Below are 21,363 nucleotides of genomic sequence, written 5' to 3'. Positions count from 1 at the left end.
GCATTCCTGGCAGGAATAGCGCGGCTAGTGGCAATATTATGGCTCACGCTGATTTTCAAGGAAGGAACAGCACATGAAACAAGCAGTTGTGGTTATCCACGGCATCGGCGAACAGCGCCCAATGGACACCTTGCGCGGCTTTGTCGAAGCGATGATCCCCACGGACACCCCCGATGGCACACCTCTGTACTGGAGCAAGCCGGATCGGCTGTCGCGCAACTTCGACCTGCGCGTACTGAAGGCCTCGGGCCGTACCTCGACGGATTTCTATGAGTACTACTGGGCCCACAAGATGCAGGGCACCAAGTTCGGCCATCTGCTGGGCTGGCTGTGGGACATCTTCAAGCGCCCGCGTCGCGACATTCCCGAGGCCATCGTGCCGATCTGGCGCAGCACGCGCTGGACGGTGCTGGTGTTATTGCTGCTGGTTGCCAGCGGTACATTGGCCACGGCCTGGGGCCAATTGCCCCCCAGCGACAACCCCTTCGCGCTGATCCCCCTGCTGCTCGCGGCCATGGGACTGGCGCTGCGCTATTCGGCGCTGGCCTACCTGGGAGACGCCGCACGCTACCTCAGCCCCAACCCGCAAAACGTGATGGTGCGCGAGCAGATCCGTGCTGATGGTGTCGACCTGCTGCGCGCTCTGCACAATCAGGGTGACTACGAGCGCATCATCGTCGTGGGCCACAGTTTGGGCAGCGTGATTGCCTATGACATCGTCGGCTACCTCTGGCATGAGTACCACGACAAACTGACCCAACTGACGCCCAGCAACCGTGAGCTGGCAGCCCGTTATGCCAACCGCGAACCGCTGCAACCGGTGGTCAAGGAGGCCCTGCCCGCAGCCGGCGCCTTGCTGGACGGCAGCCTAAGCAGCCTGTTGAATTTTCGTCAGCAACAGACCGAAGCTTTTGCCGAACAGCGCGGCCTGGGCAACCCCTGGCGCATCACCGACCTAGTCACGGTCGGCAGCCCGATGGCCCACGCCAGCCTGTTGCTGGGCCGCAGCGTCAGTGACTTCAAACAGCGCATGGAACGCCGCGAAGCCCCGGCCTGCCCGCCGACCGAAGACACCCAAGGCTACGGCCACAACGCTCGCCAACCGCTGATGCTCGGCCAAAAGCCCTTCACCCCGCACTACCTGCACCACGCCGCAGCCTTTGCCGTCACGCGCTGGACCAACCTGTACTTCCCTGCCCCCTTCGGCCTGTTCGGCGACATCGTCAGCGGCCCGGTCAAGCCCGTGATGGGCGGCGGCGTGCTGGACTTGCCGGTGACCGTGGGCAACGGCAAAGGCTGGCTGGCCAAGTCCTGGCTCAGCCATACTCACTATTGGAGCGAACGCGGCGGTGCCCAGGGTTACCTCGACGCACTGGGCCAGGATGAACAGGCGATCACCCAAGGCCCGCGTCCTTCAGCCACTGAAGCGTTGCGGTGGGCGATAGACCTCAAGGGCGTGCGGCGGTTTCGCCGTGTCGCCACCCAGCAGAGCCTGGCGCCAGAACACGCCTAACCGGCGAAGCCACCGGCCTTGAGGAAGGCGAGTTCTTCATCGGTGCTCGCCCTGCCCAACACCCCATTACGATGGGGAAACCGCCCGAACCGCTCGATGATGTCGGCATGCTCCTTGGCCCAGTGATAGGTGCTGGCATCCAACTGCTGGTTCAGGGCCAGGGAGCGTTGCTGGTCCTGCGGGTCTTCCGAATGTTCAAAAGGCAAATAGCAGAACGCGCGCAACTGAGGTTCAACCTGTTGATCCAATCCCGCGTCCACCATCTTTCGCGCATAAAACCGCGCCAGCGGGTCGGTGGCGAACATATGCGCCGTGCCGCGAAAGGCGTTGCGCGGGTACTGATCCAGCAGGATCAATAACGCCAGCGCGCCATCCGCCGTGGTCAACCAACCTTCGAGTTCACGCCGTGCAGCCTGCATATGAGTCGCGTTGAATCTATCGCGAAAGTCCCTATCGAACCCCTCGTCCTTGGCGAACCAACGCTTGGGCCCCGCCTGTTTCCAGAACGCGATTACAGCTTCGGCCGAGTGTGGGGTCATGCTTGTCATCAGCGCCTCGCTTAATGTTATAGAATAACGTCAATATTTTGCCTGCGTGTGATCCTTAACTTATGACTGACGCTATGACTTTACGCAAACGCCTGCTATCCATCGACGCCCTGCGCGGCCTGGTGATCCTGTTCATGTTGCTGGACCACGTGCGGGAAACCTTCCTGCTGCACCGCCAGGTCAGCGACCCCATGAGCATAGACAGCACCGAGCCTGCGTTGTTTTTCAGCCGCACCCTGGCTCACTTGTGTGCGCCGGTGTTTGTGCTGCTCACCGGATTGTCGGCTTGGCTGTACGGTCAGAAATATCAGGGTCGTCGCGACGTGTCGGCATTCTTGTTCAAGCGCGGGCTGTTCCTGGTGGTGCTGGAATTCACCCTGGTCAACTTCGCGTGGACCTTCCAACTGCCGCCCAGCGTGATCTACATGCAAGTGATCTGGGCCATCGGCATCAGCATGATCGCCCTCGCCGCGTTGGTCTGGCTACCGCGTGCCTGGCTGATCGGCTTGGCGCTGGTGATTATCGCCGGGCACAACCTGCTCGATGGGCTGCACTTCGCACCGGGTTCGATGTTGCATGTGCCGTGGGCCATCCTGCATGAACGCACCTGGATTGAAGTCTCTGAAAACCTGCGCCTGCGCACCACCTACCCGGTGCTGCCATGGATCGGTGTGATTGCCCTGGGTTACGGCCTCGGGCCATGGTTTGCCAATGCCACGCTGCCGGCTGTGCGTCAGCGTTATTTACTGGTCGCAGGGGTGGGCGCGTTGGTGGGCTTTGGGTTGTTGCGAGCGCTCAACGGCTATGGCGAGCAGCCTTGGCAGGCGTATGACAGCAGCGTGCTGACGCTGATGAGCTTTTTCAATATCACCAAGTACCCGCCTTCGCTGTTGTTCCTGGCGTTGACCCTGGGGATTGGCTTGCTGTTGCTGCTGGCGTTTGAACGCGCCGGGCATAAGCGCTGGATCGGCGTGCTGGCGGTGTTCGGCGCGGCGCCGATGTTCTTTTATCTGTTGCACCTCTATGTATTGAAAATCCTCTATGTAGCCTGCGTTGCGCTGTTTGGCCTCAACCATGGCACTTACTTTGGCTTCGACGATATCGGTGCGGTGTGGTTGGCAGCGCTGCTGTTGCCGATTGCCCTGTACTTGCCCGCGCGTTGGTTCGCCGGCCTGAAAGCACGGCGGCGGGATCTGGCGTGGCTCAAATACCTCTGACCTGATGCAGGGGGCGAATATTGCCCCCTCCCCTTGTAGGAGCGAGCTTGCTCGCGAAAAACTCACAGGCGCCACGTTCATTCAGAAGCTACGCGTAATCGTTGGCGTTTTTCGCGAGCAAGCTCGCTCCTACAGTTTGACTCAGCACGCAGTTGCCGAGCGGCGGTGACCATATGAATGAGCGCCGCCTCGGTCTCCGGCCAGCCCCGCGTCTTCAAGCCGCAATCGGGGTTCACCCATAAGCGCTCTGCCGGAATCCGCTTGGCGGCCTTGCGCAGCAAGTTGGCCATTTCCGAGGCATCCGGCACCCGTGGCGAGTGGATGTCGTAGACCCCCGGGCCGATCTCATTCGGGTAGGCGAAGGCTTCGAACGCGTCGAGCAGCTCCATGTCCGAGCGTGAGGTCTCGATGGTGATCACGTCGGCATCCATGGCGGCGATGGACTCGATCACATCGTTGAACTCGCTGTAGCACATGTGGGTGTGGATCTGGGTTTCATCGCCCACGCCACTCGCGCACAAACGAAACACCTCAGTCGCCCAGTCCAGGTAGTGCTGCCACTGCGCCTGGCGCAACGGCAAGCCCTCACGAAAAGCCGCTTCGTCGATCTGCACGATCTTGATGCCGGCCGCTTCCAGGTCCACCACTTCGTCACGAATCGCCAGGGCCAGTTGCCGGGCCTGCACTTCGCGGCTCAGGTCTTCCCGTGGGAACGACCACATCAACATGGTCACCGGGCCTGTGAGCATGCCCTTCATCACCTTGTCGGTGAGGCCTTGGGCATAGCGAATCCACTCCACGGTCATGGCGTTCGGGCGGCTCAGGTCACCGACAATCACTGCGGGTTTCACACAGCGCGAACCATAGCTCTGCACCCAGCCGAACCGGGTGAACGCGTAGCCATCCAGTTGTTCGGCGAAGTACTCGACCATGTCGTTACGCTCGGCTTCACCGTGCACCAACACATCCAGGCCGAGATTTTCCTGCACCTCGACAGCGTGCTTGATCTCACTGTGCATGGCTTCGACGTATTCGGCGTGGCTCAACTTGCCCGCCCTGTACGACTGACGCGCCAGGCGGATCGACGCGGTCTGTGGGAACGAGCCGATGGTGGTGGTCGGGAACAGCGGCAAGTTAAGGCCGGCCCGTTGCTTTTCGATGCGCTGGGCAAACGGCGACTGGCGCTGGCTGTCCCGTGCAGTGATGGCCGCTACACGAGCTTGAACGGCAGGCTTGTGAATGCGTGGCGATGCAGCACGAGCTGCCTGCACCGCGCGGCTCGCAGCCAGGGCGGTGAGTACGCCAGGGGCTTCGGGCTGATCGACGGCCTTGGCCAGTAGCGCCACTTCCGCGCACTTCTGCACGGCGAAGGCCAGCCAGCTTTTCAGTTCGGCACCCAACTGATCTTCCCGCTCCAGGTCCACCGGGCTGTGCAGCAGCGAGCAGGACGGCGCGACCCACAGGCGATCGCCCAACTTCTCATGGGCATGCTGCAAGGTGGCCAGGGCTTTTTCCAGGTCGCAACGCCACACGTTTCGGCCGTTGACCACGCCCAGGGACAGCACCTTGTACGCTGGCAGGCGGTCGAGAATGGTCGGGTACTGGTCCGGCGCACGCACCAGGTCGATATGCAGGCCATCCACCGGAAGGTTGGCAGCCAGGCCAAGGTTTTCTTCCAGGCCGCCGAAGTAAGTGGCCACCAATTTTTTCAGCGGGTCGCGCTGGATCAGGTTATAGGCGCGCTCGAAAGCGTTCTTCCAATCCTGAGGCAGATCGAGCGCCAGGATTGGCTCGTCGATCTGCACCCACTCAACGCCCAATTCGGCCAGGCGCTGGAAGATCTGGCCATACAGCGGCAGCAGTCGCTCGAGCAGGTCGAGCTTGTCGAAGTCAGCGCCCTTGGCCTTGCCCAGCCACAAATAGGTCAGCGGGCCGATCACCACGGGCTTGACGCTGTGCCCCAGGTCGAGGGCTTCCTGGACCTCTTCGAAGAGTTGGTCCCACGCCAGGTGGAATTGCTGATCGACGCTGAACTCCGGCACCAGGTAGTGATAGTTGGTGTCGAACCACTTGGTCATCTCCTGGGCATGGGCACCGCCGCAGCAGCTGTCACTGACGCCACGGGCCATGGCGAACAAGGTATGCAACGTGGCCTGGCCATCCGCCGGGCGGAACCGCTCAGGGACCACACCGAACATCAACGAATGGGTCAGCACCTGGTCGTACCAGGCGAAATCACCGACCGGCAACAGTTCGATACCGGCTTGCTGTTGCAGCGCCCAGTGGGTACTGCGCAAATCACGGCCAACGGCGCGCAGGCCGGCTTCGTCGAGCTCACCCTTCCAGAACGCTTCCTGCGCTTTTTTCAGTTCACGATCGCGTCCAATGCGCGGAAACCCGAGGGAATGAGCGACTGCCATGACTTACAACTCCGATGGTGTGATTGATGGCGGTCATTGTCGGCAGAGGGGTTTCTTGAGACAAACTCATTCTGTTCTAGATCATCACAAGATTTACTCATGTTCAGGTAAGCATGATATTCGCGGCGCTATTGTTGATGTGTGGGGTGCCAGGACGGCCGTCATCGCGGCCTCGCTTAGGCTCGAGCGCTCCCACAGGAGGCGGCATGATTCTTATGAACGGTCATACTTACGCCCTATGCTTAACGTGGCGCGCAAAATCCGCCGGCTAACCTTTCGATCTGTTCCAAGTGCGGGCACAATGCGTGTCCTTTTTTGGCAGGCACCGCCGCAGGCTCTCAAAAATGATCAAAACGCCGTACTACCTCATCGATAAACAGAAGCTTCTGGTCAACATGCAGAAGATTGCCTACGTGCGCGAACAGTCCGGCGCCAAGGCTCTGCTGGCGCTCAAGTGCTTTGCCACCTGGTCGGTATTCGACTTGATGCAGCAATACATGGACGGCACCACCTCGTCGTCGCTGTATGAGCTCAAGCTCGGTCGCCAGAAGTTCGAAGGCGAAGCGCACGCCTACAGCGTGGCCTGGGCCGACGATGAAATCGAAGAGATGCTGGAGAACTGCGACAAGATCATCTTCAACTCCATCAGCCAGCTGCAGCGTTTTGCCGAACGCAGCGAAGGCAAGACCCGCGGCCTGCGTGTGAACCCGCAGGTGAGCAGCTCTGACTACCTGCTGGCCGACCCGGCGCGCCCGTTCAGCCGCCTGGGCGAGTGGGACCCGGTGAAGATCGATGGCGTGATCGATCAGATCTCCGGTTTCATGTTCCACAACAACTGCGAGAACGGTGACTTCAGCCTGTTCGACAAGATGCTCGGCACCATCGAGGAACGCTTCGGTGAACTGCTGCACAAGGTCAAGTGGGTCAGCCTCGGCGGCGGCATCCATTTCACCGGTGAAGGCTATGCACTGGATGCATTCTGCGCACGGCTCAAAGCGTTCTCCGAGAAGTACGGCGTGCAGGTCTACCTGGAACCCGGCGAAGCGGCGATCACCAACAGCGCCTCCCTGGAAGTCACCGTGCTCGACACTCTCTACAACGGCAAGAACCTCGCCGTGGTCGACAGCTCCATCGAAGCCCACCTGCTGGACCTGCTGATCTACCGCCTCAACGCCAAACTGGCGCCGAGCGAGGGTGAACACACCTACATGGTGTGCGGCAAATCCTGCCTGGCCGGGGACATCTTCGGCGAGTATCAATTTGATCGTCCGCTGGCCATCGGCGATCGGCTGTCGTTCATCGACACCGCAGGCTACACCATGGTCAAGAAAAACTGGTTCAACGGCCTGAAAATGCCGTCCATCGTAGTGAAACAACTCGACGGTACAGTCGAGGTGGTTCGTGAATTTGGTTACGACGACTACCTGTCCAGCCTGTCCTGAGCTGGCGGATAAAGGAGAGATAAAGCAATTGAAAAAGAACGTTCTTATCATTGGTGCAGGAGGTGTCGCCAAGGTGGTGGCCCACAAGTGCGCGCAGCACAACGACGAACTCGGTCGTATTGCTATCGCGTCGCGCAACATCTCCAAATGCCAGGCCATCATCGACAGCGTCAAGGCCAAGGGTAGCCTCAAGGTTCCCGCCGATATCCAAGCCTTCGCGCTGAACGCCCTGGACGTGGAAGCGACCAAGGCCTTGATCCGCGAGACTGATTCGCAGATCGTCATCAACGTCGGCTCCGCCTTCCTCAACATGTCGGTACTGCGTGCCTGCATCGACACGGGCGTGGCTTACCTCGACACCGCCATCCACGAAGAGCCGGGCAAGGTCTGCGAGACCCCGCCGTGGTACGGCAACTACGAGTGGAACCACCTGCAAGAGTGCAAACAGAAGAACATCACCGCCATCCTTGGCGTGGGCTTCGACCCAGGTGTCGTCAACGCGTATGCCGCGCTGGCGCAGCAACAGCATTTCGACCGCATTGATTCGATCGACATTCTCGACGTCAATGCCGGCTCCCATGGCAAATACTTCGCCACCAATTTCGATCCGGAAATCAACTTCCGCGAATTCACCGGGCAGGTGTGGAGCTGGCAGAACAGCCAGTGGACCAGCAACACCATGTTCGAAGTCAAACGCACCGACGACCTGCCGGTAGTCGGTTCGCAGAACCTCTACCTCACCGGCCACGATGAAGTGCACTCGCTGTCGAAAAACCTCGACGTGCCCAACGTGCGTTTCTGGATGAGCTTCGGCGAACACTACATCAACGTGTTCACCGTGCTGAAAAACCTCGGCCTGCTTTCCGAACAGCCGGTCAAGACCGCCGAAGGCCTGGAAGTGGTGCCGTTGAAAGTGGTCAAGGCCGTGCTGCCCGACCCGTCCTCGCTCGCCCCGGGCTACACCGGCAAGACCTGCATCGGTGACCTGGTCAAAGGCACCAAGGATGGCCAACCGCGTGAGATGTTCATCTACAACGTGGCTGATCACGAAGAGGCCTATGCCGAGACCGACAGCCAGGGCATCTCCTACACCGCAGGCGTACCACCGGTAGCCGCTGCGCTGCTGGTGGCGCGTGGCGAGTGGGATGTGAAGCACATGGCCAACGTCGAGGAACTACCGGCCGAGCCGTTCCTCAAGGCGCTGGATGTGATGGGCTTGCCGACTCGGATCAAAGACGAGAACGGTGATCGGGCCTGGGATGCGACGGCCTGATAGGCCATAGCTGACCGAGCAAAAGAATGCGCCCCAAGGGGCGCATTTTTTGTTTGGGCTCACCCACAGCTCAAAGAACAATACAGATTCAAAATGTGGGAGCGGGCTTGCCTGCGAAGGCGGTTTGTCAGTCAATGATTTTTCCACTGAACCACCGCCATCGCAGGCAAGCCAGCTCCCACAATGAGTCGCCGGTGTATCCGGGGCTTCGGCTCACTCCAGGTTCCGCGCCGAATTATTCCGCGCCCTTGAGCACTGCCACAGCACGGGGGCTCATATTGGCGCAGGCGTGGCCTGGTATAGCTTGTTGGATAGGTTGAAGGTCCGTTAGATCGCCAATCGCTCTTGCAACTGTCAATTCCAACAGGTTACCGCCTAGGGGAATGCCGTTAGTCTGAGCGAGCCCGTCATAGATTGGCTCACCCATTCACCATGTGCGAAAGGAATCGTCCATGAAACGGCAAACCTCTTCAAACACCCTCACGGCACGCTTGGCTGGCCTGGTCTATAGCACCTGCTGCTACCTGGTGTTCTTATTCACCCTGCTGTACATGATGGGCTTCGTGGGGGCTGTGGTCGTACCCAAACACATCGAGTCCGGCGCACGCATCGACTGGGCGCTGGCACTCATGATCAATGCGTCACTGATCATTGTGTTTGGCGTCCGGCACAGCACCATGGCGCGTAAACGCTTCAAGCGCTGGCTGGCAGTCTTCGCCCTGGCAGCGGTGGAGCGTTCCACCTATGTGTTGCTCTCCAGCCTGATGCTCGCGCTGCTGTTCTGGCAGTGGCGGCCTATTACGCACACCGTTTGGGAAGTTGACGCCGCCTGGGCCAAGGCATTGCTGAGCGGCCTGTTCTGGCTGGGCTGGGGCATTGTGGTGCTGGCAACCTGTTTGATCAGTCACTTCGAGTTGTTCGGGCTGAAGCAGGCCATTGATCGTTGGCGCAACGCCCCACCCTCAGGCCTGACATTCAGGACGCCGCTGCTCTACAAAGTCGTGCGTCATCCGCTGTACCTGGGCTTCCTGATCGCCTTTTGGGCAACGCCGCATATGACCGTAGGGCATCTGCTGTTTGCCCTGGGGATGTCGGTGTATCTCTTCATCGGCGCCCGTTTCGAAGAACGGGATTTGGTGGCGCTGTTTGGTGAGCGGTATCGGCGCTATCAGCGTGAGGTGGGCATGATCGTGCCACGCCTCAACAGGCCCCGTCGTTAGCGCTCGAGTGTGTCGCACGCTCTGCGTGGGAATGCACTCAAATCCAGGGCATATATTTCATCGGTAGCTGCTGCGCTGCTGGTTGCGTGTAACGAGTGGAACACGAAGTACATGTCCAACGTCAAGGAGCTGCTGGCCGAGCCACTCCTCCCAACGCTGGATGTGACGGGCTTGCTGACTCGAAGTAGAAACAGAAATGGCGATCGGGCTTAGGATGCAATCGCCTACAAGCGATAGCTGACAGAGCAAAAAATGCATCTGAAGGGGCACACTTTTAGTTTGGGCGAGCATCGACCTCGAAATCAACGAAGGTAAAAAAAAGCGATTTGATAATCCGAGATACTATTTTGGTATCATCGGATATTCGCCATCAACCCACCACATAAACAAGGATGTTGATAAATGACTCCTCGCCCATTCAAGCCCCTGGCGCTTGCTGCTCTTTTTATAGGTTTAGCAGGCTGTAAAATGGCGCCACCTCTTAATGGCTATACGCAGTATTACCAGTCGGCAAATGGATTCACGCCAGAAATCATCGCGGCAGAGCGCTCAGGGCCGCCCCCCACTGTGCCGATAATCGACCATGCCACACTAAGCACCTACGAAAACGTCGCAAGAACTTGGTTCCGTCGTGGATACGCAGCTGTTGGTAAATCCGAATTCAATTCGTCCATGCCGATTCCTGAACAACAAGCTATTGATCAGGCAAAGGCCATTAAGGCTGATCTAGTAATCATTATCGAACCGCAATACCAAGGCACCACGACTACCACGACGAAAGTATCCAGACCTACATCCAGCACTTCTGTTACGTCAGTCACGGCAGGCAAACTGAACGGTTCGGCAACCACCTCGACATACGGTACTACAACGGATTACGTGCCGATTACCCAGAAGCAAGTAGCCTATGGCGCACTCTACTTTGTCAAAGCACATATCATCCTTGGCGCAGCCACTATTGAACTGGATGAAGCAGAACGTCAGTCTCGTCAGACGAACTATGGCGTGAAAATCACGATGGTTTCCGATGACTCACCCGCTTTCAAAGCCGACTTACTGATCGGAGATACTATAGAGAAGCTTGATGGCCAGCGCATCAGCAGTGCGGCTCATCTATCGAGCTTGATTAATGCGAAGAAAGGTCAAGTCATCAATTTGTCCCTAACCCGCAAAGGTAAGGCTTTCGAGAAATCAATCCAACTCAACAATTGACGCTTGATCACCAGTCAGATAGCGCCTACCCATCGGCCTAGGCAGTGATCACTTCCAAGCTCTGCATTGGCACCAGAAAGTGCGCCCCGCAAGGCGTGGCGCTATGGTGAACGCTATCGGTAGAACGACTGTGCCGCGGCTGAACAAGCCCATAGCCAACCTTAGCTTGTTCGTTAAGATCATCAACGATAACGCAGATAACCTGGATGACCGCAGGGCCTGGGCTTTTTTCGCGAGCAAGCTCGCTCCTACAGTTCAACGAACAATAGAGATCAAATGTGGGAGCTCGCTTGCCTGCGATGGCGCTATGTCAGCCAGCATATGCGGCGCTGAAAAACCGCTATCGCAGGCAAGCCAGCTCCCACAGAGGATTTGCGGCGTTAGGATATTTCCCACAGCTGTTTCAGGTTGTCGCTCGGAACTTCACTGACTAACCTCTGGGCCGTCGCTGCCAATTCAGCGGCCGGATTTGACCGTCCGACTCCCAACTGCATCTGTGCCACATCGAATCAGGCGTTTTCTTTACGCCTGCTGTATCGTGTCGCGGCAGCTGTACGCGGGATACCTCCGGGTATGCCGGGCTCCTTGGGACCGGTCGGTCAACCCGCGTATAGCTGCCACCCTAATTCGTTTGACCGCGAACCGTGGCAGCTCCATATCCCTTGGAGTTTCACCATGATCAAAGACAGCCCCAACCCACCAGAACAACTCTTCAACGTGCGCCCCGGCCTAGGCACCGAAACCCTGCTGATCAACGCCTCCCAGGATCTAGCCTCCATCAATGACATCGCTACTCATCTTGCCTTTGAAATCGACGGTACCCAACGCAACGTAGCGCTGGGCATCTGCCGCATGCTCGAAGGTGTGCAGTTGCTCGTGGACAAGGCTCGGGATGACACCCACCCAGCCACTTGACCTGATGCTCGCGCCGCGCCCTTAACCACTGTAGGAGCGAGCTTGCTCGCGAAGATCGTCAACGATGACGCGGGCAACCTGGATGACCGCAGGGCCTGGGCGTTTTTCGCGAGCAAGCTCGCTCCTACAGTGATCGATGGCACTGAAAAACCGCTATCGCAGGCAAGCCAGCTCCCACAGGGGGACCGAGTTCAAAACACCGACCACCCAATCCGCTCACTCAACAATTCCAACGCCTTCATCCCCGCCAGCGAATTGCCCGCTGCGTTCAGCTCCGGCGACCACACGCACACCGTGAACTGCCCCGGCACCACCGCGACGATCCCTCCGCCGACCCCGCTCTTGCCCGGCAGGCCCACGCGGTATGCAAAATTGCCCGCCTCGTCATACAGCCCGCTGGTGGCCATGATCGAGTTCACTTGCTTGGTCTGGCGCGCCGTCAGCACCTGCTCGCCACTGTGGGCACTCACGCCTTCATTGGCCAGGAAGCTGAACGCTCGGGCCAGGTCCAGGCAGCTCATCTGCAACGCGCAATAGTTGAAGTAGCTGTGCAGCACCGCGTCCACATCGTTATGAAAGTTGCCGAACGACTTCATCAGGTAGGCCATGGCCGCATTGCGCGCACCATGCTGGGCTTCAGATTCGGCCACGACGCTGTTGACCAGGATCTGCGGGTTGCCCGACAGGCGCCGTACAAAGTCGCGCATCGACAGAATCGGCACGGCGAAGCGTGACTGGTTGATGTCGCAGATCACCAGCGCGCCAGCGTTGATAAAGGGGTTGCGCGGGCGGCCACGCTCGAATTCCAGCTGCACCATGGAGTTGAACGGCTGCCCCGAGGGCTCGTGGCCCAAGCGCTCCCAGATGGATTCGCCGCCATGGTCGATGGCCTGCACCAGGCTGAAGACCTTGGAAATGCTTTGCACCGAAAACAGCGTGTCTGCATCTCCAGCGCAGTAGGCCGTGCCGTCGTTGCCGTATACCGCGATGCCGAGTTGGTTGGCGGGCACGTCGGCCAGCGCGGGAATGTAATCGGCGACTTTGCCGAGGCCGATCAAGGGGCGCACTTCGGCGAGGATCGACTCCAGCAGCGCCTGCATAGCTTGTCCTGTCATCTTTGTTCGAATCAGTGGTAAACGAGGCGCGGAGGATACGTCAATGGGCGCGCAACACCCACACAATCTCTACCACCCGCTCGGCAATCACCACGTAGATCAGGATCAACAACAGTTGCAACGCCAAGTGATAACGCAACTTGGCCAGGCGGCGGATGCCGTCGCTGACGTTCAACAACATCAGCACCGTGGACAGCACAATCAAGCCCCAGCCCGCGACGCTGGAGGCGAAGATACCGATCAGCAACTCGTGCGGTCCCACCAGCGCGTTGGTCCCCGCCGCAAACAACAACGCGCAGACCAACAGGTTTTTAACATTGTCGAAAATCTGCGTGCTCAGGTCGTTTTCCAGCAACGCCAGGTACCGCGTCCATAAAGTGCGCATGCTTGAGTACCGAGTGGGAAGGCTCGTCAATCAAGGTAGTTCAATTGTGGACGCTGTCGAGCTTTGGCCAGGCTCAGAAATACGCCACATCCGACACTTCTGCATCCAGCACATCCTGGGCCAACGCCCAGGCGCGATCCTTGGACTCCACCACCAGCAGCGGGTAACCCCAGGCCTTGCCGAACGTCACGGCAAAGGGCTTGAGGGCCAGGCGCTTGGCAGCGCTGGGCTCCACCTGGATCATGCCTTTGACGTAAGCGCGCAAGGCAGCCTTGTTTTTCTTCATCCAGATAGAAGCGCGCTTGCGCTCTTCGTGGGCGTGTTCGTGATTGTTCTCATCCACGGCTTTTTCGTGCAGCAGCAAGAAGGGCTGCTCACGCGCCAGCAGACGTTCGAATGTCAGGAAGGCGTCTTCCGGCGCTCCCTCGCTAGGCGCGTCGAAAAAGATTTTCACCACCGGGAAAGTTGAACTGTCGAGTCGCATGGCAAAGCTCCTTTGATGAGATTGGTTCTCATCATAGGGCGCATGACGCTGGACAGCATTGCACAGAATAGCCAGAATATTTCGCAATCCAGCCACGGCAGTTATCAGCATGGTTCATCACCGCCTCGACCAATACGACCCCTGCCGGGTCCGGGACGCCGCCGCGATCCCTCGCTCGATTGTTGCAGTGGGCGCCTCGAGTACGTCCGAACGCTGGGAACATATCCCTCACCACCATCAACACGGGCAATTGATCTACACCTTGCGCGGCGTGGTGCATTGTGTGATCGAGGCGGGTATCTGGATCGTGCCGCCGCAATGCGCATTGTGGATTCCCGGCGGTGTGACCCACGCGGCCCGTGGCGCTGGCGAAGCAGATGTATATTGCCTGTTGATCAGCCCGGACGCCGCCAGCGCCCTGCCCCGGCAATGTTGCACGCTGTCGGTGTCGCCATTGCTGCACGAATTGATCGGCAAGGCGGTCAGCTTCCCGCAGCTCTACGACGAAGACGGCGCCCCGGGCCGGCTGGTGGCGACGTTACTCGACGAGTTGGCCTTGGCCCCCCTCGAGGCCCTGCATTTGCCCATGCCCCAGGACCCTCGCTTGCATCGGCTGGCCACCAGCTTATTGGCCAACCCCGGCGACAAATCGACCCTGGGCGAATGGGCCGTGCGCATCGGCATGAGCGAACGCAGCATGACCCGCCTGCTGCTGGAAGAGATCGGCCTGAGCTTCGGTCGCTGGCGCCGGCAGTTGCATGTAATCCTTTCACTGCAGCGCCTGGCTAACGGCGAGAGTGTGCAGAGCGTGGCGCTGGACCTGGGTTATGAAAATGCCAGCGGGTTTATCACCATGTTCCGCAAGGCCATGGGCCAACCGCCGGCGCGTTACCTGGCAGACCGAGCCAGTACCGTCGGGCCGCACAGCAACGTGTCAACTATCGCCTTGACGTGAGGTTTTGATGATCGTTCCCACGCTCTGCGTGGGAATGCCTCGTGTGCCGCTCCGCGTCACGCTTAGGGACGCAGAGCATCCTGGGCTGTGTTCCCACGCAGAGCGTGGGAACAATCCACCCGACTCAGTTCTTGTAGTCGGTATCGGTACGCTCAAGCTGGCGCACCAGCGCATTCCAATGCCGCGCCACGCCCGGGCCTTCGCCATTGCTGAACACCTTGGCCTGCTGCTCGACCTTGGCCACCACGTCAGCCGGTGGGAAGATCAACTCGGCATTCCCCGCTGCCTGTGCCGCAATCTGGATGTTGCAGGCCCGCTCCAGGCTTTGTAGTTGCTGGAAGGCATGCTCGACGCTGACGCCGCCCGTCAACAAGCCGTGGTTACGCAGGATCATCACACTCTTGTCGCCCAAATCCGCCACCAGCCGTTCACGCTCGTCCAGGTCCAGCGCCACGCCTTCGTAACCGTGGTAAGCCACACGCCCCGAGAATGCTATAGCGTGCTGGGAGATCGGCAACAACCCTTGCTTCTGCGCCGACACCGCAATACCGTCGCGGGTGTGGGTGTGCAGCACCGCTTGCAAATCATGGCGTGCGCCGTGGATGGCGCTGTGGATCACATAGCCGGCGTAGTTGATCCCCAGGCCCGTAGGGTCATCGACAAGGGTGCCGTCCAGATCGACCTTGACCAGGTTGGAGGCGCTGATTTCGTCGAACAACAGCCCGAAAGCATTGATCAGGAAATGCGCCTCGGCCCCTGGCACCCGCGCCGAGAAATGCGTGTAGATATGATCGGTCCACTTGTACAACGCCGCCAGTCGGTAGGCCGCGGCCAACTTGACCCGCACCTCCCACTCTTGCGGTGTGACCCGCTGGCGCACATTGCTCAAGACACTGGAAATCGGCGTGACGCTACTCATGGCAAATCTTCCTGGATGACCTAAGGGACTTCCAGGCAAGACTAGGGGATGGTCATAAATAATAAAAAGCACATTTTAATCTAAGCTAATTATTATATTTTTTTATAAAAAGTAGCAGTGGCAGCTTTCAGGCCGCCACAGGATCTCGTTCCTTTTCCACCGATCAACTCAGAAGGTTCAACGCCCGTTGTTGAGTTTCTCGTTGATTGCATCCGTTTGCCGTTCAATGTCCTTGATCGAGGTCGGCGTCACGACTTTGTCGATGGTTTCAGTCTTGGGGTTCGCAGGTTCAAGCGTCTGCCCTTTGGTGGTCTCGGCATTACCTTTTTGCGCGTCTTCAGAGCTGACGGGGTCGGGGGTTTTATCGGCGGTTTTACGATCAGTCACAGTGCAATCCTCCTGGCAGTGGCAGGCCCCTGAGATGGCGGCCCTATGCAGCAGAACCCTGCGAATCCGGATTGGTTCAAGTCAATTGCCTCGCCTCACCACTGGGCAAAAAAGCGCAAAAAAATTTAAACCTTTTACCCGCCTCTCGATTCAACAGTCAGGTAACGGCATCCCGCCATTTCCAAGGAGAGACACCATGAAAACTCGACTGATGAAACCGATGGGCCTTACCTTCATGCTGATTGCAGGCTCGATTTCCACCGCGATGGCGGCGACCTCCAACGACTTTGTCGACAACGCCGCCGAGGGCGGTATCACCGAGGTGGAAGCGGGCAAGCTGGCCCTGGAAAAAAGCAGCTCGGCGGACGTAAAGACCTTCGCCCAGCATATGGTCACAGACCATACGAAGGCCAATCAGGAACTGATGGCCCTGGCGAAAAAACTCGATATCGAAGTACCCGATGACGCTGCGCTCACCGACCAGGCGAAGAAAGCCATTCTGGAAATGCGCGATGAATCCTTCGACAAGGCCTATGCCAACAACCAGGTAGCGGCCCATGAAAAAACCGTCGAACTGTTCAAGAAAGAAGCGGCCTCCTCGGACAATCCCGAGCTGAAAGCCTTCGCCACCAAGACCCTGCCCACCCTTGAAGCCCACCTGAAAATGGCCAAGGAACTGCAAACCAAATACGCCCATTAATCCATCCATGACCCAAGGAGACACTCGACCATGAGCTCGCAACTCAACGGCAAGCACATCCTCGTCATCACCTCCAACACCGGCATCGAGCGCGACGAGTTGCTCAAGCCTCTGGAGACGCTGCGTGGCTACGGCGCGACCGTGACGCACGCCTCCAGCAAAGGGGGCACAACCCAGACATTTGTCGGCGACACGGAAAAAGACCAGACCGTGGAATCCGACGTGCAACTGTCGGATGTTGTCAGCGCCGACTTCGATGCGCTGGTCATCCCGGGCGGTACAGTGAATGCCGATACACTGCGCCAGGATGCCGCCGCGCTGCGCTTGATCAATGAGTTCGTGCAGGCCGGCAAGACCATCGCGGCGATCTGCCACGGGCCATGGACCCTGATCGACGCTGGCGTGGTCAAGGGCAAAACCCTGACCGCCTATAAAAGCGTGCGCATCGACCTTGAAAACGCCGGCGCTGCCGGCGTGGTGGATGCCGAGGTTAAAGAGTGCCAGGCCAATGGCTGGACCTTGATCACCTCGCGCACGCCGGACGATCTACCGGCGTTCAATGAGGCGATTGCCAAGGCCGTCGGCGGCTGATCGGTTGACCGCAATGAAAACAGGCGCCCCATGGGCTAATGCCAGTCAGTTAAGAGCTCGAGCAGACAACCAGTGACTTGTGGCGAGGGAGCTTGCTCCCGCTGGACTGCGTAGCAGTCCCATTTTTGGGGCCGCTTCGCGCCCCAGCGGGAGCAAGCTCCCTCGCCACAGTTACCGATTCTGTCTTAACTGACTGGCATTAGCCCCATGGGCGCCTGTTTTTTTATCACTTACCGTTTCAGCTTTTACGCTGCTGCGCCATTTCACGCTTGGGTCCGAACATCGCCCACGCAATCAACCCCAGCAGCGGCACGAACACCAGCACCACGACCCACAACCCCTTGGTCTCCCATCCGCCAGTGCTGCGCAAAACGATATTGATCGCCCAGAGTTCCAAGAGCAGCAGAACCACCGCCAATACGATCCAGATATATTCAATTTGCATGATTCACCTCCTGAAGTCTAAGCGTTAGGTCAAGCAGATGCCCCAAGGGTTCCATTAGAATTTTCCTGGCCACACTTTCTGGCCGCCCGTTGCGCTGGAGCGTCAGCAACCGGTTGTGCGTTGTGCAATCTCAACGCGGCCCGACCATGCAAGCTGCACGACCTCCAAGCACACAAAAAAATACAACCAACTGATTTATAAGATAATTTTTAACCATAAAAGTTGGTACGCCTGATGCAACCTTCCTCACCACGAGGCGTGCACTTCGACACGCCCGCATACCCCCCCGTGAGGTTACCTATGAATGCCATCGACCTGCTAAAAGCCGACCATGAACGCGTCAAGACCCTGCTGACCCAGTTAAGCGAATCCACTGAACGCGGGGTAAAAAAGCGTACCGAGTTGTTGGCCAAACTCGAAATGGAGATCACCCTGCATACCCAACTCGAAGAAGAGATCCTCTACCCCGCGTTCAGGAAAGCTGGTGGCAAGGAACAGGACATCATGTACCACGAAGCCAAGGAAGAGCACCGTACCGTCGACTCGCTGGTACTGCCGGACTTGAAGAAAACCGACCCCTCGTCCACCGAGTTTTCCGGTCGCGTCAAAGTGGTCAAGGAGTTGCTTGAGCACCATATCGAAGAAGAAGAAACCGAGATGTTCCCTCAGGCCAAGAAACTACTGGGTAAAGCGCTGCTCGAAGAGCTGGGGGCCGAAATGGAAGCGATGAAGGCCGCGCACAAAAAAGCCATGGCGAAAAAACCGCTGGCGGCGTAACGGCTACCTCCTCGCAGCAAAGTTCGCGCGACAGTGACCCACAGGCCCTGTCGCGCTATCGATTTGCACCGATGATTTCTCCTCGCTCACTCAGCGATCCGGCTGACCGAGCCGGCCTGGCGCCCCATGCTAGCGTGCCATTGCCCTTGGCAGTGGCCGGGGGCTTTCAGGAGATTCATCACAATGGACACGCACTCCCCCACCTATACCCACCTGTTCAAAGAGGACTGGCACCTGCTGTGTTCGGCCTCTTCCATGTCGGCAATCGACTCCCCGATCGCCTACCTGAAGGCGTTATACCTGTTTGCCCAAGCGCTGGAAAAAAGCGGTAAAGGCAAACAGCCCAAGATCACCCTCGACCGGCGACGACCCGAACTCAAGACACTGCCCCTGGACGAACGCGGCCTCAGCGCTGTGATTCCTCAACTCTCGATGATCAACGAAACCCTGTCCCGCCAGATCGACGCTCATCTCAAGCAAACCCGCCGTGAATACCGCGGCCGCTCCCTTGATGAGGTGCTCGGCAGGCAACGCTTCCCCTTCGTGCTGCCGTTCGAACGCGCGCATCGCCAGTGCTGGCTCGGTTTGTCCGGCGGCAAGCCACAATTGGGCGAACTCAGTTACCGCATCAGCCTCAAGCTGCCCACCAGCCAGCGCGCGCAAAACACTTACGGCGTGGTCAGGCACGAGGCCTATGAAGCGCAACGTTTGCTGTCAGGGCTGAGCCCTGCCCAGCAGGTGTTATTGACCGAGCCTTTGTTAATAAGAACGGGAGACGTACAGGCAGAAGATTTTTTTACCCAGCACTATGGTACCCAGGAGCAGCCCCTTGAGGAGTTGTCCCACTGGTTGCAGAAAACCGGACTCACCGCCGATCAGACCGAAGCGCTACTGGCCTGCGGCAAGTATGTGCCGATGCTGTCGAGCAATGTTCTGGCAAGCGCCCTGCCAACGCCGCCGGCCAAGCTGCGCCTGCACAACGGCGCCGCGTACGTGAACGGGCCGATCACCGAGGCCGGCGCGACCCAGTCGCCCCTGTCGATCAATGCGCAGGACAAGGATGGTGCGCGCCTGCTCAATACCTCATGGGAACGTTATCAGCGCCTGCACCGAATGATCCGCCTGCAACGCTGGACGCAATTGCCCTTCGACGCACTCGACGCCCTGTCGACGAGCGTGGTGCGGCGTGAACACGAGGGCGACCCGGCGCAGCCCGCCAACGACAATACCCTGCGCGCACTGGGCGTCTATCGCTATCTGGAGCGCCGCTACAGCCTGTCATTGCAAGCCTTTGCCGCCGTGCTGGATGAGATACCGGTGTGGGCACCCGGCACTCGTCTGTCGCTGTACGACCAGCTGTTCAATCCCGGCCCGTTGCCAGGCCAGGCATTGACGCTGGACAGGCCGACCCTGGCCTTGAGGGAGGAAATCCCGACAACCCTGCGCCACCAGCTCTGCACCGGCCTGCACCTGAGCGACACCCCGGCCTCGTTGCACTGGCTGATCAAGCAGGCCCGCCTGCATCTACCCGCTTCTTGCCCGACGCTTACGTTTTATAGCGCGCTGTATCGCCAAACCCGGATCGCGCGGTTGTTCGGGCTGTCAGTGCTCGACAGCTACCATGTGGCGGCGCTGCTGGGCGGTAAGGATTACACCGCACAACTGGTCAACCCGAGCCTGCGTCGCTCCGGCGTCAATGCCCCTGCCGACCTGCTCGATGTGCTGATGCAAATGGACTGGCTGGTCCGCTGGCTCAACGACACGGGTCAAACGGTTGATCAGCTTCGCCGCCAATTGCTATTGGATGCCCAATCTCCACCGCCCCACGTGCAGACGTACATCACCCAACTCGATGAGGTGGTCGAACTGACCCGGCATGGCCTGTTGGCGCAAGAAGACCTCGCTGACCTGTCATTGCCCCAGCCCGAGCCTGATACCAAAGCGGCGCCCATTGCCTGGCATGCCCTCATCGTACAAGGGCTGCTGCACAGCCAACCGCTGCTCAAGCCCGCGCCGCCCAAAGAACTGCCCAATGCGCTGGTGCAGCTTATCGAAGCCCAGACCCTGAGCCTCGACCCAGAAGGCAACACGGCTCTGCACAGCGATGCCAAACAGGCAGTGACCAAGAAGCTGGGCGCGTTCTACCAACAAATGCAGCCGCTGAAAGCAAAAATCGACACGCTGCTCAACGCTCCCTCACACCTTGCCGGTGACCCCGCCGCGTACCTGCAATGGCGCAAACTCGTGGTTCGACAAATTGCCCGAACCGCCACTGCCGAGTCCACCACGGATCTGCACAAAAATGTACTGCTGAGCCTGCCGGATGCCGAAGTGTCCTTGGGGCTGGCAGTGAGCCGTGAGGCCTTGCAGGCCTTCGTGCTCCATCCGCACTGGCTGAGCCCGGACCACACCGCGGCCTCGCTGCTCAAGCTGACGCTGAGCACGCTGTACCTGCTGCAACGCTTTGCCCATTGCCTCAGCACCTACGGGCTGGCCCAGGACAGCGTGCTCGCCTATTTGCAGTGCGCCAATTCATCCTCCGTCGAAGGCTCCGCCATAACTGACAATGGGGCTTGCACCTCGCAACTGGCCGCATTGCTCAAGTGGGATGTCGATGAAATCAACCTGCTCGTTGAATACCTGCCTGCCAAACAGGTGAAGACCCTGGCCGACCTGGACTGGCTCCTGCGTTGCCATGAAGCCGTCAGGCTCACCGGCCTCTCCGCCAGCGCCTTGCTCAAGGCTGCCGACCTGCATGCCACCTTGATGAATGAAGACTGGCAACACGTTGGCTCGGCATTGATCGCCACAACCCCCTAATCCCGTTGTATTTCGCCTGGTTCAA

20 protein-coding genes are annotated in these 21,363 nt (G+C 59.0%); 12 read left to right on the top strand and 8 right to left on the bottom strand.

Translation table 11 applies throughout. The features are described from left to right. The first annotated feature begins 73 nt into the window (after positions 1-73). A complete protein-coding gene (locus GIW79_RS13340) occupies positions 74-1,513 on the top strand; it encodes a lipase family protein (RefSeq protein ID WP_236456226.1) in 1,440 nt (479 codons plus the stop codon). On the opposite strand, the gene GIW79_RS13335 is transcribed toward GIW79_RS13340, so the two are convergent. Next, complete coding sequence (locus GIW79_RS13335; protein WP_236456228.1) at positions 1,510-2,052, bottom strand: DUF924 family protein; 543 nt, start codon at positions 2,050-2,052, stop codon at positions 1,510-1,512. The two genes, GIW79_RS13340 and GIW79_RS13335, sit on opposite strands and share 4 nt — an antisense overlap. Positions 2,053-2,123: 71 nt before the next feature. Between GIW79_RS13335 and GIW79_RS13330 the strand changes: the two genes are divergently transcribed. Continuing rightward, complete coding sequence (locus GIW79_RS13330) at positions 2,124-3,278, top strand: DUF1624 domain-containing protein (protein WP_236477374.1); 1,155 nt, start codon at positions 2,124-2,126, stop codon at positions 3,276-3,278. 77 nt (positions 3,279-3,355) lie between these two features. On the opposite strand, the gene metE is transcribed toward GIW79_RS13330, so the two are convergent. Further along, entirely contained in the window at positions 3,356-5,698 is a 2,343-nt protein-coding gene (gene metE / locus GIW79_RS13325) for a 5-methyltetrahydropteroyltriglutamate--homocysteine S-methyltransferase (protein ID WP_236455951.1), read from the bottom strand. A 344-nt stretch (positions 5,699-6,042) separates the two neighbouring features. Here metE and GIW79_RS13320 point away from each other — a divergent pair, with 344 nt between their 5' ends. The 5 genes from GIW79_RS13320 to GIW79_RS13295 all read left to right on the top strand — a co-directional run bounded on the left by GIW79_RS13320 (position 6,043) and on the right by GIW79_RS13295 (position 11,760). After that, positions 6,043-7,140 carry a carboxynorspermidine decarboxylase gene (locus GIW79_RS13320; RefSeq protein WP_005787689.1) on the top strand — a complete coding sequence of 366 codons (1,098 nt, stop codon included), beginning with the start codon at positions 6,043-6,045 and terminating at the stop codon, positions 7,138-7,140. Between the two features lie 28 nt (positions 7,141-7,168). Next, positions 7,169-8,413, top strand: coding sequence for a saccharopine dehydrogenase family protein (locus tag GIW79_RS13315; RefSeq protein WP_032901677.1), 1,245 nt, complete (start codon positions 7,169-7,171; stop codon positions 8,411-8,413). Positions 8,414-8,865: 452 nt separating this feature from the next. Beyond that, positions 8,866-9,633, top strand: a complete 768-nt coding sequence (mddA, locus tag GIW79_RS13310) for a methanethiol S-methyltransferase (protein ID WP_054918535.1) — start codon at positions 8,866-8,868, stop codon at positions 9,631-9,633. A gap of 402 nt (positions 9,634-10,035) precedes the next feature. Next, positions 10,036-10,845, top strand: a complete 810-nt coding sequence (locus tag GIW79_RS13300) for a PDZ domain-containing protein (protein WP_089042574.1) — start codon at positions 10,036-10,038, stop codon at positions 10,843-10,845. 675 nt (positions 10,846-11,520) lie between these two features. Continuing rightward, on the top strand, positions 11,521-11,760 hold the full coding sequence (locus tag GIW79_RS13295; RefSeq protein WP_054918539.1) for a DUF6124 family protein: 240 nt from the start codon (positions 11,521-11,523) through the stop codon (positions 11,758-11,760). Positions 11,761-11,951: 191 nt separating this feature from the next. Here GIW79_RS13295 and glsB read toward each other — a convergent pair whose 3' ends face one another. From glsB to GIW79_RS13280, 3 genes are all read right to left on the bottom strand, one after another. Continuing rightward, entirely contained in the window at positions 11,952-12,860 is a 909-nt protein-coding gene (gene glsB / locus GIW79_RS13290; RefSeq protein ID WP_236455953.1) for a glutaminase B, read from the bottom strand. A gap of 55 nt (positions 12,861-12,915) precedes the next feature. Further along, positions 12,916-13,260 (bottom strand): hypothetical protein, encoded by a 345-nt coding sequence (locus tag GIW79_RS13285; protein ID WP_034125713.1) that lies wholly within the window; start codon positions 13,258-13,260, stop codon positions 12,916-12,918. Between the two features lie 73 nt (positions 13,261-13,333). Further along, on the bottom strand, positions 13,334-13,744 hold the full coding sequence (locus tag GIW79_RS13280) for a hypothetical protein (protein ID WP_034125714.1): 411 nt from the start codon (positions 13,742-13,744) through the stop codon (positions 13,334-13,336). A gap of 109 nt (positions 13,745-13,853) precedes the next feature. Between GIW79_RS13280 and GIW79_RS13275 the strand changes: the two genes are divergently transcribed. Next, entirely contained in the window at positions 13,854-14,699 is an 846-nt protein-coding gene (locus GIW79_RS13275) for an AraC family transcriptional regulator (protein WP_054897762.1), read from the top strand. A gap of 124 nt (positions 14,700-14,823) precedes the next feature. Here GIW79_RS13275 and GIW79_RS13270 read toward each other — a convergent pair whose 3' ends face one another. Together GIW79_RS13270 and GIW79_RS13265 are read right to left on the bottom strand one after the other, a co-directional pair. After that, entirely contained in the window at positions 14,824-15,618 is a 795-nt protein-coding gene (locus GIW79_RS13270) for a class II aldolase/adducin family protein (RefSeq protein WP_054897761.1), read from the bottom strand. A 177-nt stretch (positions 15,619-15,795) separates the two neighbouring features. After that, the gene (locus tag GIW79_RS13265; RefSeq protein WP_054897760.1) at positions 15,796-16,005 is read right to left on the bottom strand and encodes a hypothetical protein; all 210 of its coding nucleotides are present in this window, start codon (positions 16,003-16,005) and stop codon (positions 15,796-15,798) included. 196 nt (positions 16,006-16,201) lie between these two features. Here GIW79_RS13265 and GIW79_RS13260 point away from each other — a divergent pair, with 196 nt between their 5' ends. Continuing rightward, positions 16,202-16,705, top strand: coding sequence for a DUF4142 domain-containing protein (locus GIW79_RS13260; protein WP_020303039.1), 504 nt, complete (start codon positions 16,202-16,204; stop codon positions 16,703-16,705). Between the two features lie 30 nt (positions 16,706-16,735). Continuing rightward, positions 16,736-17,296 carry a type 1 glutamine amidotransferase domain-containing protein gene (locus GIW79_RS13255; protein ID WP_003191729.1) on the top strand — a complete coding sequence of 187 codons (561 nt, stop codon included), beginning with the start codon at positions 16,736-16,738 and terminating at the stop codon, positions 17,294-17,296. Between the two features lie 238 nt (positions 17,297-17,534). Here GIW79_RS13255 and GIW79_RS13250 read toward each other — a convergent pair whose 3' ends face one another. After that, a complete protein-coding gene (locus GIW79_RS13250) occupies positions 17,535-17,741 on the bottom strand; it encodes a hypothetical protein (RefSeq protein ID WP_003191730.1) in 207 nt (68 codons plus the stop codon). Positions 17,742-18,041: 300 nt separating this feature from the next. Here GIW79_RS13250 and GIW79_RS13245 point away from each other — a divergent pair, with 300 nt between their 5' ends. Both GIW79_RS13245 and GIW79_RS13240 read left to right on the top strand, forming a co-directional pair. Then, positions 18,042-18,518, top strand: a complete 477-nt coding sequence (locus GIW79_RS13245) for a hemerythrin domain-containing protein (protein ID WP_003191732.1) — start codon at positions 18,042-18,044, stop codon at positions 18,516-18,518. A 183-nt stretch (positions 18,519-18,701) separates the two neighbouring features. Next, the gene (locus GIW79_RS13240; RefSeq protein WP_236455350.1) at positions 18,702-21,338 is read left to right on the top strand and encodes a Tc toxin subunit A; all 2,637 of its coding nucleotides are present in this window, start codon (positions 18,702-18,704) and stop codon (positions 21,336-21,338) included. Positions 21,339-21,363: the final 25 nt, after the last annotated feature.

Origin of the sequence: Pseudomonas sp. PA-7-1E (assembly GCF_021605325.1) — a bacterium.
GTDB classification, from domain to species: Bacteria; Pseudomonadota; Gammaproteobacteria; order Pseudomonadales; family Pseudomonadaceae; genus Aquipseudomonas; species Aquipseudomonas fluorescens_BV.
Note: the sequence above shows the minus strand (reverse complement) of the source record. Positions and strands in the feature narration are given on the sequence as shown.